Source organism: Halomonas sp. KM072 (genome assembly GCF_050710315.1).
In the GTDB taxonomy this organism is placed as follows: Bacteria; Pseudomonadota; Gammaproteobacteria; order Pseudomonadales; family Halomonadaceae; genus Vreelandella; species Vreelandella hamiltonii.
The window spans coordinates 1109781-1126307 of the sequence record NZ_CP136132.1; the positions used below are offsets into that span (position 1 = coordinate 1109781).

At 61.4% G+C, this 16527-nt stretch carries 15 protein-coding genes; 9 read left to right on the forward strand and 6 right to left on the reverse strand.

Annotation, left to right across the window (positions count from 1 at the left end):
* Window positions 1-13: 13 nt before the first annotated feature.
* The 6 genes from RVM26_RS05205 to RVM26_RS05230 form a co-directional block, all read right to left on the reverse strand.
* Window positions 14-931 (reverse strand): hydroxymethylglutaryl-CoA lyase, encoded by a 918-nt coding sequence (locus RVM26_RS05205; RefSeq protein WP_498941260.1) that lies wholly within the window; start codon window positions 929-931, stop codon window positions 14-16.
* A gap of 10 nt (window positions 932-941) precedes the next feature.
* Complete coding sequence (locus RVM26_RS05210; RefSeq protein WP_498941262.1) at window positions 942-2990, reverse strand: acetyl/propionyl/methylcrotonyl-CoA carboxylase subunit alpha; 2049 nt, start codon at window positions 2988-2990, stop codon at window positions 942-944.
* Entirely contained in the window at window positions 2987-3811 is an 825-nt protein-coding gene (locus tag RVM26_RS05215) for an enoyl-CoA hydratase-related protein (RefSeq protein WP_287808397.1), read from the reverse strand. The genes RVM26_RS05210 and RVM26_RS05215 overlap by 4 nt, the downstream gene beginning before the upstream one ends.
* 12 nt (window positions 3812-3823) lie before the next feature.
* On the reverse strand, window positions 3824-5431 hold the full coding sequence (locus tag RVM26_RS05220; RefSeq protein ID WP_287808396.1) for a carboxyl transferase domain-containing protein: 1608 nt from the start codon (window positions 5429-5431) through the stop codon (window positions 3824-3826).
* 22 nt (window positions 5432-5453) lie between these two features.
* Window positions 5454-6623 carry an isovaleryl-CoA dehydrogenase gene (locus tag RVM26_RS05225; RefSeq protein ID WP_498941264.1) on the reverse strand — a complete coding sequence of 390 codons (1170 nt, stop codon included), beginning with the start codon at window positions 6621-6623 and terminating at the stop codon, window positions 5454-5456.
* A 70-nt stretch (window positions 6624-6693) separates the two neighbouring features.
* Window positions 6694-7098, reverse strand: a complete 405-nt coding sequence (locus tag RVM26_RS05230) for a MerR family transcriptional regulator (RefSeq protein WP_039177116.1) — start codon at window positions 7096-7098, stop codon at window positions 6694-6696.
* 311 nt (window positions 7099-7409) lie between these two features.
* Here RVM26_RS05230 and RVM26_RS05235 point away from each other — a divergent pair, with 311 nt between their 5' ends.
* The 9 genes from RVM26_RS05235 (at window position 7410) to RVM26_RS05275 (ending at window position 16485) form a co-directional block, all read left to right on the forward strand.
* Window positions 7410-8198 carry an ABC transporter ATP-binding protein gene (locus RVM26_RS05235; protein WP_498941267.1) on the forward strand — a complete coding sequence of 263 codons (789 nt, stop codon included), beginning with the start codon at window positions 7410-7412 and terminating at the stop codon, window positions 8196-8198.
* Complete coding sequence (locus RVM26_RS05240; protein WP_039177107.1) at window positions 8195-8941, forward strand: ABC transporter ATP-binding protein; 747 nt, start codon at window positions 8195-8197, stop codon at window positions 8939-8941. Before RVM26_RS05235 ends, RVM26_RS05240 begins: the two co-directional genes overlap by 4 nt.
* Window positions 8942-9072: 131 nt before the next feature.
* Window positions 9073-10296 (forward strand): ABC transporter substrate-binding protein, encoded by a 1224-nt coding sequence (locus RVM26_RS05245; protein WP_498941269.1) that lies wholly within the window; start codon window positions 9073-9075, stop codon window positions 10294-10296.
* A 64-nt stretch (window positions 10297-10360) separates the two neighbouring features.
* Window positions 10361-11248: a branched-chain amino acid ABC transporter permease gene (locus RVM26_RS05250; protein ID WP_039177102.1), complete on the forward strand. Its 888-nt coding sequence runs from the start codon at window positions 10361-10363 to the stop codon at window positions 11246-11248.
* A gap of 2 nt (window positions 11249-11250) precedes the next feature.
* Window positions 11251-12252: a branched-chain amino acid ABC transporter permease gene (locus RVM26_RS05255; protein WP_498941271.1), complete on the forward strand. Its 1002-nt coding sequence runs from the start codon at window positions 11251-11253 to the stop codon at window positions 12250-12252.
* A 261-nt stretch (window positions 12253-12513) separates the two neighbouring features.
* A complete protein-coding gene (locus tag RVM26_RS05260) occupies window positions 12514-13668 on the forward strand; it encodes an acyl-CoA dehydrogenase family protein (RefSeq protein ID WP_039177097.1) in 1155 nt (384 codons plus the stop codon).
* Window positions 13669-13699: 31 nt separating this feature from the next.
* Entirely contained in the window at window positions 13700-14815 is a 1116-nt protein-coding gene (locus RVM26_RS05265) for an enoyl-CoA hydratase/isomerase family protein (RefSeq protein WP_498941273.1), read from the forward strand.
* 66 nt (window positions 14816-14881) lie between these two features.
* Window positions 14882-15778 carry an HIBADH family dehydrogenase gene (gene mmsB / locus RVM26_RS05270; RefSeq protein ID WP_498941275.1) on the forward strand — a complete coding sequence of 299 codons (897 nt, stop codon included), beginning with the start codon at window positions 14882-14884 and terminating at the stop codon, window positions 15776-15778.
* An 80-nt stretch (window positions 15779-15858) separates the two neighbouring features.
* Window positions 15859-16485, forward strand: a complete 627-nt coding sequence (locus tag RVM26_RS05275) for a glutathione S-transferase family protein (RefSeq protein WP_498941277.1) — start codon at window positions 15859-15861, stop codon at window positions 16483-16485.
* Window positions 16486-16527: the final 42 nt, after the last annotated feature.

Consider the following 16527-nt stretch of genomic DNA (forward strand, 5'->3'; position numbering starts at 1 on the left):
GGGCCGGGCCGTACTAGCCGGGAGTGCGCTGTGTGCACCCTCTGGCCAGCGCCACTTTGGCGCTGGGCTGGCGGCCCAACTGCCGCGTGATCCAGTCGCCGGTGTCGATCACCGCTTGCAGGTCGATGCCGGTCTCGATGCCGAGTCCTTGCAGCAGGTACAGCACGTCTTCCATGGCCACGTTGCCGGAGGCGCCCTTGGCATAGGGGCAGCCACCGAGCCCTGCCGTGGCGGCATCGATGACGCCGACGCCCTCTTCCAGCACGGCGTACAGGTTGGCGATGGCCATGCCGTAAGTGTCATGGAAGTGCGCGGCCAGCCGTTCGATGGGCACGTGTTGGGCGGTGGCTTCGATCATGCGTTTGGCGGCCAGCGGCGTGCCGGTACCGATGGTGTCCCCGAGGGAAATCTCGTAACAGCCCATGTCGTAGAGCGCTTTCGCCACCTCGGCGACTTTCTGCGGGGCGATGTCCCCTTCGTAGGGGCACCCCAGCACGCAGGAGACGTAGCCACGCACTCGCACGCCTGCCTCGTTGGCCCGTGCGAGCACCGGCTCAAAGCGTGCCAGCGACTCGGTGATCGAGCAGTTGATGTTCTTCTGCGAGAATGCTTCCGAGGCGGCGCCAAACACGGCGACCTCCTCGACGCCCACTTCCAGAGCGCCTTCCAGTCCCTTCAGGTTTGGCGTGAGGGCGGAATACACCACGCCGGGCTGGCGCTTGAGGCCGCGCATCACCTCGGCGGCATCGCCCATCTGCGGTACCCACTTGGGAGAAACGAAGCTGGCGGCTTCGATATGCCGCAGGCCGGCCGCTGCCAGGCGCTCGATCAGCGCGATCTTGGTGGCAGTGGGCACCAGGGTGCCCGGTTCGTTCTGCAGCCCGTCGCGAGGGGCCATTTCAAACAGCTTGATAGCCGTAGGCAGTGCCATGGAAAAGCTCCTATTCGCTGGGGGCAAAGTCGAGCAGCACGTCACCCTGGCTGACCGTGTCGCCTGCCTGGAAGTGGAACGTGGCCACGCTGCCGTGGGTCGGTGCCGTCATGGTGTGCTCCATTTTCATGGCCTCCATGACCATCAAGGGCATGCCTTTTTCTACCGTGGTGCCGGGTTCGACCAGCAGCGCCACGACGGTGCCGTGCATGGGGGCGGTAAGGGTCGCCTCGGTTTCCTGATGGCCGTGGTCGATGGCGTCGATACGCTGCCAGAGCAGGCGGGTTTCACCGCTGGGCTCGGCCATCACGACGACATTGCCATCCCGGTAGGCCTGCAGGCGACGACGATGGCCGTCGAGGGTCACCGCCACCGCATCGCCTGCCAGCGGTTGCAGGCTGGCGCTGAGCGTGTGCTCGCCGATGGTCAGCTGCCACTGGGCGTCCAGGTTCGTGCGTTTGCCCTCCACCACGACCAGGCTGTCACTCTCCGAGCCTTGTGCCGCGCTGGGGTCGCACAGCGTGATGCGGATGGTGTGCGGGGCATTGAGCCGGAAGCCGTCGTGGCGGTCCCAGGGCGAGTCGCTTTCGCACTCCTGGGCCAGCTGGTGCAGCCCGATCAGCGCAGCGCTGGCATAGTCCTGCGTGGTGTAGCGGCGTGGCGCGAACAGCGTCGCTTCATTGCGTTCGATGAAGCGCGTGTCCAGCTCGACGTTCTTGAAGCCGGGGTGATTGGCCAGCCGCTGCAGGAAGGCGCGGTTGGTCACCACTCCCTGCACATCCAGCGCGGCCAGCGCCCGGTTCAAGGTAGCCAGCGCGGCGTCGCGGTCGACACCGTGCACGATCAGCTTGGCCAGCATGGGGTCGTAGTGCATCGACACGCGATCGCCGCTCTCCACGCCGCTGTCCAGGCGCACCTGGTCGGCGGCCAAGCCCGCGCCTTCGGTGTCCAGTTCGAAGCGGCCCAGCAGGCCGGTGGCAGGCAAGAAGTCCTGCTCCGGGTCCTCGGCGTAGAGCCTCGCCTCGAAGCTGTGACCGGTGATGGTCAGCTCGTCCTGGCGACAGGGCAGCGGCTCGCCCATGGCGACTCGCAATTGCCACTCCACCAGATCCTGGCCGGTGATCATCTCGGTGACGGGGTGCTCCACCTGCAGGCGGGTGTTCATCTCCATGAAATAGAAAGCGCCGTCCTGACCTGGTGAAGAGTCCAGCAGAAACTCCACCGTGCCCGCGCCCACGTAGCCGATCTCCTTGGCAGCGCGTACGGCGGCGTCGCCCATGGCGGTGCGCAGTTCGGGCGTCATGCCAGGGGCGGGGGCTTCTTCGATGACTTTCTGGTGGCGACGCTGCACGCTGCAGTCGCGCTCGAAGAGGTACACGCCTTGGCCGTAGCGGTCACAAAAGACCTGCACCTCTACATGGCGGGGCTGCACCAGATACTTTTCGATCAGCATGCGGTCGTCGCCAAAGGCGGCTTTTGATTCCCGGCGGCAGCCGTCCAGCGCCGCCTTGAAGCCTTCACCGCTTTCGACCACGCGCATGCCCTTGCCGCCGCCGCCTGCGCTGGCTTTCAGCATCACCGGGTAGCCAATCTTGTCGGCTTCGGCGCGCAGCAGGGCGTCATCCTGGTCGTCGCCATGATAGCCCGGTACCAGCGGCACCCCCGCGTTGGCCATGCGTGCCTTGGCCGCCGATTTGTCGCCCATGGCGGCAATGGCGGAAGCGGGCGGGCCAACGAAGGTAATACCGGCCTGTTCCAGCGCTTTGACGAAGGTGCCGTTTTCGGACAGAAAGCCGTAACCGGGGTGAATGGCGCCGGTGCCGGTGCGTTGGGCGGCGTCGATCACTGCCTCGATGTTCAGGTAGCTTTCCCGGGCGGCCGCCGGGCCAAGACGCACGGCCTCGTCGGCTTCCCGCACATGGCGGGCGGTGGCATCGGCATCCGAGTAGACCGCCACGGTTTTCAGCCCCAGACGGCGGGCGGTGCGCATCACGCGGCAGGCAATTTCACCCCGGTTGGCTACCAGTAGGGTATCGAAGGGGGTCGGGGTAGGCGTCATGAGCGTGGCTCCGCAGCGTGTTTGTGTTCTTCAGGAGATGTCCAGGCGGGGCGGCGCTTGTCGAAAAAGCTGGCGAGGCCCTCTTGGCCCTCGTCGCTCACTCGCAGCTGGGCGATGACCTGGCAGGTGTGCTCGCGGGTGGCATCCGAGTCCGGGGCCTGGGCCACGCTGGCCAGCAGGGCTTTGGTTGCCCGCTGCGCCTGAGGAGAGCCCTTGGCCAGGGTGCCGATCATGGTATCGATGGCGTGATCCAGCGCATCGTGTGCGACTATCTGGTGGGCGAGCCCCAGCTGCAGCGCGGTAGGGGCATCCATGATTTCGGCGCTCAGCGCGTAGCGGCGCATCTGCCGTTGGCCAAGGGCGCGCTGGACGTAAGGGCTGATCACGGCCGGTGACAGGCCGATATTGACCTCCGACAGGCAAAACCGAGCCTTCTCGGAAGCGATGACGATGTCGCAGCAGGCGGCAAGCCCGACCGCGCCACCGAACGCGGCGCCCTGAACGCGGCACAGGGTGGGGCAGGGCAGCGTGTCGAGCCCGTGCATCAGCGCCGACAGCTTGCGGGAGTCGGCGAGGTTGTCTTCCAGGTCGTAATCGACCATGCGCTTCATCCAGTTCAGGTCAGCGCCTGCGGAGAAGCTTTTGCCTTCAGAGCCGAGCACCATCACCCGTACGTCCCCTGAGCTTGCCAAGTCGTGCAGCTTTTCCAGGTGCACGTTTAGCTCGGCAATCAGGCTATCGTCAAAGGCGTTATGCACCTCTGGGCGGTTTAAGGTTAGGCGAGCGATACCCGCCTCGATGACTAATGTTGAGTAAGCCATGATGTTCGCCCCTTACATCCGGAACACGCCGAAGCGCGTCTGTTTGATTTCTGCGTTCATGGCGGCGGCCAACGAGAGACCCAGCACGTCGCGGGTTTGCAGCGGGTCAATGACTCCGTCATCCCACAGGCGCGCGCTGGCGTAGTAGGGGTGGCCCTGGTGCTCGTACTGGTCGCGGGTGGGCTGTTTGAAGGCCTCTTCGTCTGCCTTGCTCCATTCCCGGCCTTCTCGTTCGTACTGCTCGCGCTTCACCTGGGAAAGTACGCCTGCTGCCTGCTCGCCGCCCATCACGGAAATACGCGCATTGGGCCACATGAACAGCAGATTGGGGTCGTAAGCGCGCCCACACATACCGTAGTTACCCGCGCCGAAGCTGCCGCCAATCAGCACGGTGTATTTCGGCACGTTGGCGCAGGCCACGGCGGTGACGAGTTTAGCGCCGTGCTTGGCAATGCCCTCGTGCTCGTACTTGGAGCCCACCATGAAGCCGGTGATGTTCTGCAGGAAGACCAGCGGAATCTTGCGCTGGGCACACAGTTCGATGAAGTGCGCGCCTTTCACGGCGCTTTCCGAAAACAGCACGCCGTTGTTGGCGACGATACCCACCGGGTAGCCGTGGATATGCGCAAAGCCGGTCACCAGGGTGTCGCCGTAGTAGCGCTTGAACTCATCGAAATCAGAGCCATCGACGATACGGCCGATCACTTCGCGCACGTCGTAAGGTTTTTTCAGATCGGTGCCGACGATGCCGTACAGCTCTGCGGGGTCGAGTCTTGGCGGCCTGGGGGGGTGCATGGCGAGCTGGCCACGCTTTTGCCAGTTGAGCCGGGACACGCAGGCCCGTGCCAGTTGCAGCGCATGGGCGTCGTTTTCGGCGTAGTGGTCGGCTACACCGCTCACTTTGGCGTGAACATCCGCACCGCCCAAGTCCTCGGCGCTGATGCTCTCGCCCGTGGCGGCTTTCACCAGCGGCGGGCCGCCCAGGAAAATCGTTCCCTGCTCTTTGACGATGATCGACTCATCCGCCATGGCAGGTACATACGCACCGCCAGCGGTACAGGAACCCATAACCACAGCAATTTGCGGGATGCCTTCAGCGGACATCGTGGCTTGGTTGTAGAAAATACGCCCGAAGTGGTCGCGGTCGGGGAAGACCTCGTCCTGGCGGGGCAGGAAAGCCCCGCCAGAATCCACCAGGTAGATGCACGGCAGGCGGTGCTTGCGGGCAATTTCCTGGGCACGCAGGTGCTTTTTCACCGTTAGCGGAAAATAGGTGCCGCCTTTTACCGTGGCATCGTTGGCCACGATCACGCACTCCACCCCCGATACCCGACCAATCCCGGTGACCACCCCGGCGGCGGGCACGTCGCTGTCGTAAACGTGATGGGCTGCCAGCGCAGAAAATTCCAGAAACGGCGAGCCTTCATCGATCAAGTGGTCGATACGGTCACGTACGAACAGCTTGCCACGGCTTTCGTGGCGGGTGCGGGCGTTGGCGCCGCCGCCCTGGGCGATGGCCGCGGTCAGCTCACGCAGCTTGTTCACTTCCCCCAGCATGGCGGCCTCGTTGGCCTGAAAAACATCGCTGCGCGGGTTGATCTGTGTCGAGAGTGTACTCATGGCGCAAACCTTCCTGAGTCGATTAATGGCTTTCGGTGAAGAGTTCGCGACCAATCAGCATGCGGCGAATTTCGCTGGTACCGGCGCCAATTTCGTAGAGCTTCGCATCGCGCAGCAGGCGGCCGGTGGGGTATTCGTTGATGTAGCCATTGCCGCCCAGTAGCTGGATGGCATCCAGCGCGACCTGGGTGGCTTTTTCAGCGCAGTAGAGGATGACACCAGCGGCATCTTTACGAGAAGTTTGGCCACGGTCGCAGGCGGCTGCGACGGCGTATAAATAAGCGCGGCAGGCGTTTAGCGTGGTGTACATATCCGCCACCTTGCCCTGCACCAGTTGGAACTCACCGATGGATTGATTGAACTGCTTACGCTCATGGATGTAAGGAATGACGATGTCCATGGCGGCTTGCATGATGCCGATGGGGCCGGCGGCCAGCACGGTGCGCTCGTAATCCAGCCCGCTCATCAATACCCGCACGCCCTTGCCTACCTCGCCCAGCACGTTCTCGGCGGGCACACGGCAGTCCTGAAACACCAGCTCGCAGGTGTTGGAGCCGCGCATGCCCAGCTTGTCGAGCTTCTGGGCGGTGGAGAAGCCGGGCATGCCTTTCTCGATGATGAACGCGGTGATGCCCTTGGAGCCTGCTTCCGGGTCGGTCTTGGCGTAGACCACCAGCACGTCGGCATCGGGGCCGTTGGTGATCCACATCTTGTTGCCGTTGAGCACGTAGTGGTCGCCATCTTCCTTGGCGCGCAGCTGCATCGACACCACATCGGAACCGGCACCCGGCTCCGACATGGCCAGCGCGCCCACGTGCTCACCGCTGATCAGTTTGGGCAGGTATTTGGCTTTCTGCTCGGCGGAGGCGTTGATCTTCAATTGGTTGACGCACAGGTTGGAGTGCGCGCCATAAGAGAGGGCCACCGACGCACTGGCACGGGAGATCTCTTCCATGGCAATGCAGTGCGCCAGATAGCCCATGCCGCTACCGCCATCCTCTTCCGGGACGGTAATGCCCAGTAGCCCCATGTCACCAAACTTCTGCCACAGGTCATTGGGGAACTCGTTGTTACGGTCGATCTCGGCGGCTCTGGGCGCTATTTCGCTGGCGGCAAACGCATTGACCTGTTCGCGCAGCATGTTCAGCTCGTCATCGAGGCCAAAATTCAGTTCTGTGTAGTGGGAAAACATGCTCAATCACCTTGTCATCGTTGCTTGTTGATTGTTAATGGACCGTGTCTGCTGGCGGTATTCGAGCGGCTTATTTGGAAGTGGCCGGGTGCTTCTCGTTCAACTCTTCCAGCGCCTGGCGGCAGCGGATTTCGGCACTCTCCAGCTCCAGTTGCACCATGGTGATGTCTTTCATCTGCTGCTCCAGCGCGGCCTTGCGTTCGCCGATCTTGCTGAGCATCAGGTGCAACTGCTTTTCACTGCCGCTGCGCGTTTCGTCCCACAGCTCGAACAGTTCGCGAATCTCGGCCAGTGAAAAGCCCAGCCGTTTGCCGCGTAGGGTCAGCTTCAGGCGTACGCGGTCCTTGCTGCTGTAAATGCGTGTTTGCCCACGGCGAGAAGGGTGCAGCAGCTCCTGGTCTTCATAAAAACGGATGCTGCGAGTGGTGACATCGAACTCGCTGGCCAACTCGCTGATCGTGTAGGTTTTGCTCATGGTCGTTATTCTCGTCGATAGGGGGATGTCCCTATGGAACACTGACCATGAGGCTAAAACAAGTTTACGTTAACGTAAAGTAGTGAGTGGCTATCGTTGGCAAGCGTTTAAAATTTGCAAGCTGTTGAAATTTAGCGATTTCAGCGTTTTAAAGCGCTGCGCTATCGTGGTGCGTAGACCAAAGTTGTAATTGTAATACCCGGTGCTGGGTTGCTAGTTTGCACCTACAGCTTACGTTCAGGTAAGGATGCGTTGTCGGTTACTCCGTCGCGCTTCCCACCCTACAAGAACAACAAGAGGCGTCCTACCTCATGCGTGCAGATGAAGTGACCCAGAGGCCAGTGCTCGAAACGCGAGGGCTGACCAAAGAGTTTCGCGGCTTTACGGCCGTGGATAACGTCAACCTACAGGTGCAGGAAGGGCATATCCACGCCCTGATCGGCCCCAATGGTGCCGGCAAAACCACGGTGTTCAACCTGCTCACCAAGTTCCTGCCTCCAACGCGCGGTGAAATTCTCTACCGTGGCCAGCCGATTACCAGCAAGAAATCCAATGAAATTGCCCAGCTGGGCCTGGTGCGCTCGTTTCAGATTTCGGCAGTGTTTGCGCACATGACGGCGCTGGAAAACGTGCGTGTTGCGCTGCAGCGCCAGTTGGGCACGTCGTTTCATTTCTGGAAGTCCGAAAAAACGCTGGATCACCTCAATGATCGTGCCCTGGCCTTGTTGGATGAAGTGGGGCTGCGTGAGTATGCCGATACATTGACGGTCGAAATGCCCTATGGCCGCAAGCGCGCCCTGGAGGTGGCGACCACTCTGGCGCTGGACCCCAGCATGATGCTGCTGGACGAGCCTACCCAGGGCATGGGTGCCGAAGACGTGGACCGCATCGTGGCGTTGATCAAGCGCGTTTCCCAGGGGCGTACCGTGCTGATGGTGGAGCATAACCTGAGCGTGGTCAGCCGCTTGTGTGACCGCATTACGGTATTGGCCCGAGGCGCGGTATTGGCGGAAGGCGACTACGGCAGCGTTTCCCGCAACCCGCTGGTACGTGAAGCCTATATGGGCAGCGAAGCTGCCAGTGAGGAGGCCGCCGTATGAAGACTGCAGAAGCCCTCGAACATCCGGTCGCAGAGACTCAAAGCCTGGAAATGCTCCGTGTGCAGGACCTGCACGCCTTCTATGGCGAGTCGCATATCCTTCATGGGGTCAATTTCAACGTCAAGCGGGGCGAGCTGGTGACGCTACTGGGTCGCAACGGTGCAGGGCGTAGTACCACGCTAAAGGCCATCATGAACATGGTGGGGCGCCGCACCGGCTCCATCGTCATCAATGGCAGCGAAACCCTGCGCATGAAGCCTCACCATATTCCTCGTCTGGGTATTGGCTATTGCCCTGAAGAGCGCGGCATCTTTGCCAGCCTGGACGTGCACGAAAACCTGCTGCTGCCGCCCACGGTGCGCTCCGGTGGAATGAGTCTGGATGAGATCTATGCCATGTTCCCCAATCTGTACGAGCGGCGCAAGAGTCAAGGAACTCGGCTCTCTGGCGGTGAACAGCAGATGCTGGCCATGGCGCGCATTCTGCGCACCGGTGCGCGGTTGCTGCTGCTCGACGAGATTACCGAAGGCTTGGCCCCGGTCATCGTGCAGAAGCTGGGCGAAGTGCTGGTGCAGCTGAAAGAGCGGGGCATGACCATCGTACTGGTCGAGCAGAACTTCCGTTTTGCCGCGCCGCTGGCCGACCGCCATTTCGTCATGGATCACGGCCAGATCGTCGAAGAGATCACGGCGGCGCAGCTGCCTTCGCGCCGCGAGCACTTGAACAGCATGCTGGGGGTATAGACACCGCACACAACGCATCCTTTGATTGCACTGCTCACGCTTCACTCAACCACAATCACAACCATTGAACGTCCGCATCACCACAGCGTCCGCATCACAACAACAAAGGCCCCAAGGGCCAGGAGACGAGCATGATCTTTACCAAGAAAACGCTGGCCGCCAGCATTGCCGTGGCTGCCACTGCCAGCATGATGGCGTCTGCCGCCCAAGCCGAGATCAGCGACGGCGAAGTGCGCATTGGCTATCTGGCCGATATGTCGGGCACCTACCGAGATCTGGCGGGCCCGGGCGGTCAAACGGCCATGGAAATGGCCGTGGCCGACTTCGGCGGTAGCGTCAACGGTGCCCCCATCGTGATTTTCAGCGCCGACGACCGCAATAGTGCGGACGTTGGCGCCAACACCGTGCGCGAGTGGATCGACCAGCGCAACGTGGACATGGTGGGCGGTCTGGTGGCTTCGTCGGTGACCATTGCGGTCACCAAGGTGCTGGAAGAGAACAACGGCCTGGGCATCGTGTCCGGGTCGGCAGCCTCCAGTATCACCAACGAGCACTGTACCCCCAACCATATTCATTGGGTCTACGACACTTATCCCCTGGCCAACGGTACCGCCAAGGCGGTCGTCGAGCAGGGCGGCGATACCTGGTTCATGCTGACCGCTGACTACGCTTTTGGTCATGCTCTGGAAGGCGACGTGACCCGAGTGGTGGCCGTCAATGGCGGTGAAATTGTCGGCGGCGTGCGTCACCCGTTCCCCACCAGCGACTTCTCCTCCTACATTCTTCAGGCGCAGGGTTCCGGTGCGAAAATCGTTGGCCTCGCCAATGCCGGTGCCGACACGGTCAACGCTATTACCACTGCCAGCCAGTTTGGTCTGACCCAAAGCGGCCAGCAATTAGCAGGCCTGCTGATCTTCCTCAACGACGTGCACGCGCTGGGCCTGGAAGCCACCCAAGGGCTGCTGCTGACCACTGGCTGGTACTGGGACATGGACGACGAGTCGCGTGAGTGGGCCGAGCGTTACTACGATCAAGTGGGTCGCATGCCGACCATGGTTCAGGCCGGTATCTACTCCAGCACCATGCATTACCTCAAGGCCGTAGAAGCTGCTGGTACCGATGACCCGGAGACCGTTCGTGCGCAAATGGCCGAGATGCCGGTAGAGGACTTCTTTGCCCGCAATGGCCGTATTCGTGAAGATGGCCGCATGGTTCACGACATGTACCTGGCCCAGGTGAAAACGCCGGAAGAGTCGACCGGTGAGTGGGACTTGTACAATATCCTCAGCACCATTCCCACCGAAGAAGCCTACCGCCCGCTCTCTGAAAGCCAGTGCTCGCTGGTGAACAACTGATCGGCACATCACGCTGAACAGCACCAGGCGGGCAGCCCCGCCTGGTGACAAGGAGAATCACACCATGACGATGATATTCGGCGTGCCACTGGCCGTCTTCATGGGCCAGCTAACGCTTGGGCTTGTGAATGGAGCCTTTTATGCGCTGCTTAGCTTGGGCCTAGCGGTTATCTTCGGGCTACTGAAGATCGTCAACTTTGCCCATGGGGCGCAGTACATGCTGGGCGCCTTCGCGGCGCTGCTGGGCTTTCGCTATCTGGGTATCAACTACTGGCTGGCCCTGGTGCTGGTGCCCGTAGTGGTGGGTGGTTTCGGCATGCTGATGGAGCGTTTTCTGCTGCGTCGCATTGCCCACCTGGACCACCTGTACGGATTGCTGCTGACGTTCGGGTTGGCGCTGATTTTTGAAGGCACTCTGGTGAACTTCTTCGGGGTTTCCGGGGCGCGTTACGCCACCCCGGAGATTCTGCAGGGTGGTCTCAACCTGGGCTTCATGTTCTTGCCCACCTATCGGGCCTGGGTGCTGGTGGCGGCATTGACCATGTGCTTGTTCACCTGGTTCATGATCGAGCGTACGCGGCTGGGCGCCTATCTGCGGGCCGGCACCGAAAACTCTCAATTGATGCAGGCGTTTGGCGTCAACGTTCCGTTGTTGATCACCTTGACCTACGGGTTCGGCGTGGGCCTGGCGGCCTTTGCCGGAGTGCTGGCAGCACCGCTTTACCCCGTTTCACCCACCATGGGTTCCAGCCTGCTGATCGTGGTGTTTGCGGTGGTGGTCATCGGCGGTATGGGCTCGATTCTGGGCGCTATCGTAACGGGATTGGGCATGGGAGTCATCGAAGGATTGACCAAGGTGTATTACCCCGAAGCCTCCAATACGGTCATTTTCCTGGTCATGATCCTGGTGCTCATGTTACGCCCCGCTGGGCTGTTCGGTAAGGAGGCTTAATCATGGCAACGTCGCATACTTCATCAGCCGTCGCGCTGCCTTCCGCCGTGCAGGAGCGTCAGCGTCGGGCCAGGCTGCGTCGCAACATGTTCTACCTTGCACTCATCGTCGTCGGGCTGGTGGCGCCTTTCGTCGCTTACCCCGTGTTCTTGATGAAAATTCTCTGCTTTGCCCTGTTTGCCTGCGCTTTCAACCTGCTGCTGGGGTATGCCGGGCTGCTGTCGTTTGGCCATGCGGCCTTTTTGGCAACGGGCGGTTACGTGACCGGGTATCTGCTGGCCAGCTACCCGGGGCTGACCCCGGAGCTGGGCATACTGGCAGGCACGCTGACCGCTACCCTGTTGGGGGCAGGTTTCGGGCTGCTGGCCATTCGCCGCCAGGGGATCTACTTCGCCATGGTCACGTTGGCGCTGGCTCAGGTGGTGTTCTTCGTGTTCGTGCAGGCCCCCTTTACAGGGGGAGAGGATGGCCTGCATGGGGTGCCGCGAGGGCACCTGTTCGGGTTCATCAGCCTGCGCAACAACCTGAGCATGTACTACTTCGTGTTTGCCGTGTTCCTGCTGGGCTTTGCTCTGATTCAGCGCACCGTGCACTCCCCTTATGGGCAGGTGCTCAAAGCCATCCGTGAGAACGAGCCCCGTGCAATCTCGTTGGGCTACAACGTCGATGCCTACAAGCTGCTGGCATTCGTCCTGTCGGCAGCGCTGGCCGGGCTAGCCGGGGCGACCAAGACCGTGGTGTTCCAGCTGGCGTCGCTTACCGATGCTCACTGGCACATGTCCGGCGAGGTGATTCTGATGACCCTGCTGGGCGGTGTGGGTACGCTGCTCGGGCCGGTAATGGGGGCGGGTCTGGTGGTCAGCCTGCAGCATATTCTGGCCCAATCGCCGCTGGGCAACTGGGTAAGCGTCATCCTGGGTATCATTTTCGTGGTGTGTGTGCTGAGCTTTCGCAGCGGTATCGTGGGCGAGCTGGCCAAGATATACCGCAAGAACTTCAAGTAGCGCCCGGGAAGGGCCGAGAAACTGCGTCTGTCTGTGGATTTGGGTGCCCTTGCGGCACCCTTTTTTATGGGTGAGACGGCAGCTGGCTTGAGGGGGCTTGGCTTGGGTAGGGTGGCGTTTCTACGCCAAAGGTCGTGGGGGATTCGGTTGCGCAAATCCGCCTAAAAATATAAGTTAACGTAAACGTCAACGTGACCGATAACGATAATATTCGGCGAGGCTTCTGACTGAGTTCAGGGGCTCGCCGCAGCGGAGACCGCCATGAATTTTGAGCTGAGTGAAGACCAGGTTGCCTTTGCCGATATGGCGCGTGGGTTTGCCCAGAACGAGCTGGAGCCCCATGCCGCTAAATGGGATGCCGAGGCTTTTTTTCCGGTGGACGTGATTCGCAAGGCAGGCGAGTTGGGGTTCTGCTCCCTGTATGCCCCGGAGCGCGTGGGCGGGCTGGGGCTTTCGCGGCTGGATGCCAGCATCATTTTCGAGCAGCTCTCCATGGGCTGTACCTCCACTACGGCATACCTCACCATCCACAACATGGTGACCTGGATGCTGGCGGATTTCGGCACGCCAGAAGCCGTGGAGCAGTGGGGCGAGCGATTGGCGACCGGTGAGCTGCTGGGCTCCTACTGCCTGACCGAGCCCAACGCGGGCTCCGACGCCGCATCGCTCAAGACCACCGCCCGGCGCGACGGTGAGCATTACGTGCTGAATGGCAGCAAGATGTTCATTTCCGGGGCAGGCAGTACCGATTTCCTGGTGGTAATGGCCCGTACCGGCGGCGAAGGGGCGGGCGGCGTGTCTGCCTTTGCCGTGGATGCCCAGAGTGACGGGATCAGCTACGGCCGCAAGGAAGACAAGATGGGTTGGAATAGCCAGCCCACCCGGATGATTACCTTCGAAGACGTGCGTGTGCCTGCCAGCCACCTGCTGGGTAAGGAAGGCGACGGCTTCAAGATCGCCATGAAGGGGTTGGACGGTGGACGCATCAATATTGCCACCTGCTCGATCGGCACCGCCCAGCAAGCGCTCAACAAAGCCCGTGAATACCTGCTGGAGCGCAAGCAGTTCGGCAAGCGACTAGCCGATTTCCAGGCTCTGCAGTTCCGTTTGGCCGACATGGTGACCGAGCTGGTGGCTGCCCGCCAACTGGTGCGCATGGCCGCGGCCAAGCTGGACGCTGGCCACCCGGATGCCACGGCCTATTGCGCCATGGCCAAGCGGTTTGCCACGGATGTAGGGTTCAAGGTGTGCGATGAAGCCTTGCAGCTTTACGGTGGCAATGGCTACATCAAGGAGTACCCCATGGAGCGCTACGTGCGTGACACCCGCGTACACCGCATTCTGGAAGGCACCAACGAGATCATGCGGCTGATCATATCCCGCCGTGTGCTGGCCGATGGCGCCGCCGAACTGTAGCCCCGACGCCCGAACTGATAAGGATGAGGCAATGAGTTGCGTACTGTTTGAAGAGCACACGACCCAGGACGGCCATGTGATCGGCGAGATCACGCTCAACGCCGAGCGTTCGCTGAATTCGCTGACCCTGGAGATGATCGACGCGCTGCTGCCCCGCTTGACCCAGTGGCAGGAGGATGAGCGTGTGGTGGCCATTCTGCTGGACAGCGCAGGCGAAAAAGCCTTCTGTGCAGGGGGCGACGTGGTCAATCTCTACAAAGCCATCACCGGCGATGGTGAGCCGGACTTCCCCGAACGTTTCTTCGAGCGCGAATATCGGCTCGATTATCTGATGCACACCTTCGCCAAGCCGATCATCTGCTGGGGGCATGGCATCGTGATGGGCGGTGGCATGGGGCTGCTCAGTGCCAGCAGCCACCGTATCGTCACTGAAACGTCGCGGCTGGCCATGCCGGAAGTGACCATTGGCCTGTACCCCGATGTGGGAGCCAGCTGGTTTCTCAATCGCCTGCCCAATGGCACCGGGCGTTTTCTGGCCATGACCGGTGGTCAGATCAATGCCCCCGATGCGCTGCATCTGGGGCTGGCAGATCGAGCAATTGCCAGCCACCACCGTGAGGCGTTGGCCCAGGCGCTGCTGGAAGCCCGCTGGGGAGAGGGGGAGCAAACCGATGCCCATGGCGTGGTCAACCGCGTGTTGCGCGAGTTGGAGCAGGCTTCTCAGGCGGCGTTTGCCGAGCTGGAAGCGCCTGTCTACAAGGCGTCTTCACTGATACGCGAGCTGATGGACCACGATACTGTCGAGCAGCAGGTGGCGGCGGTGCTGGGAGTCGACAGCGACGACCAGTGGTTCAGTAAAGCCCAGCGCACTCTGGCCCATGGCAGCCCGGTCTCTTTGCGGCTGATCGATGAGCAGCTCAAGCGCGCCCGGCACATGTCGCTGGCCGAAGTGTTCCGGTTCGAGCTGGCGCTTTCCGTGCAGTGCTGCCGCCATGAGGAGTTCCCCGAAGGCGTGCGTGCGCTACTGGTCGACAAGGACGGCCAGCCGCGCTGGCGTTTCCCGGACGTGGCCTCGGTGCCGCCCAGCTTCATGGAAGAGTTACTGACATCCCCCTGGGAGACCAGCCCTCTGGCAGATCTTCAATAACGCGCGCTGTCTCTTTCGAGAGCGCTATTCAATCGACTGCTGACCAATCTCAACAAGGATAACAATATGACCAGCGTAGCCTTCATCGGCCTGGGTAATATGGGCGGCCCCATGGCAGCCAATCTCGTGAAAGCCGGTTTTCAAGTGCGGGCCTTCGACCTGGCTGCCGAGGCCTTGGAAACCGCCCGTGCCCAGGGCTGCGACACTGCCGCCACCGCCCAGGCCGCGGCAGCCGATGCCGATTTCGTGATCTCCATGCTGCCAGCGGGCAAGCATGTGCGGGGGCTATACATGGAGGGCGACGCGCCGCTGTTCGACGTCATCAAGACGGGCGCCCTGGTGATCGACTGCTCGACCATCGACGCCGACACCGCGCGTCACGTCGCCGCCGCTGGCGCTGAAAAGGGCATCGGTTTCGTGGATGCGCCAGTCTCCGGTGGTGTGGGCGGTGCCCAGGCGGGCACGCTGACCTTCATCGTGGGCGGTTCGGATGCCCAGTTCACTCAGGCGCAGCCCGTGCTGCAGGCCATGGGCAAGAACATCTTCCACGCCGGAGACCACGGGGCAGGGCAGGTGGCCAAGGTATGCAACAACATGCTGCTCTCGATCCTCATGGCGGGCACCTGTGAAGCCATCAACATGGGCGTCAAGAATGGCCTGGACCCCGCCGTGCTGTCGGAAATCATGAAGCAGAGTTCCGGCGGCAACTGGGCGCTCAACGTCTACAATCCCTACCCGGGAGTCATGGAAAACGCTCCCGCCTCCAAAGGTTATCAGGGCGGCTTCCAGGTGGACCTGATGATCAAGGACCTGGGTCTGGCCATGGATGTCAGCCAGCAAAGCGCCGCTGCCATTCCCATGGGCTCCGCTGCCCGAGCGCTGTTCACCTTGCACAAGGCGGGTGGCAACGGCAAACTCGATTTCTCCAGCCTGCTCAAGCTGTATCAGGATAAAAGCGAGTAGTGAGTGGTAAAGAGTGAGGAGTGAGTCGTAAAAAGTGAGTCGTTACTCAACAACCGATTGAGCCAAACACAAGGACTGCCATGATTACACTTTGGGGCCGCAACAACTCCACCAACGTCAAGAAAGTGCTCTGGGCACTGGAAGAGCTGCAACTGCCGTACGAGCAAATCATGGCAGGCCTGCAACACGGGGTAAACGATACGCCGGAATACCTCGCCATGAACCCCAGTGGCCTGGTACCCCTGCTCAAGGATGACGTCACTCAAAGCCTGCTGTGGGAGTCCAACACCATTCTTCGCTACCTGGCGGCGCAGTACGGCCCTAACCCTTTATGGATCGAGGCGCCCGCCCAGCGGGCACGCATGGAAAAGTGGATGGACTGGTCAACCAGTCTGCTCACGCCTGCCCATCGCACCATTCTGATGGGCTATGTACGCACTCCACCCGAGCAGCGCGACAGTCAGATACTCGATCCCGCCATCGCCACGTGTGAAAAGCTCTTCGCTCAACTGGACACCACGTTGAGCCAACAGCCCTGGTTCTCCGGCGAAGACTTCGGCCTGGCCGATATCGCCATTGCCCCGTTCACCTATAACCTCTTCAACAGCGGCCTCACCTGGTCATCCTACCCCCATCTACAGCGCTGGACAGAGCAGCTCGCCGAACGCCCCGCGTACCGTAAGGTCGTGATGATTCCTGTAACGTGAAGGAAAGGGGGCGCAACTGCCGGGGCGGCTGTCGTCATGCTC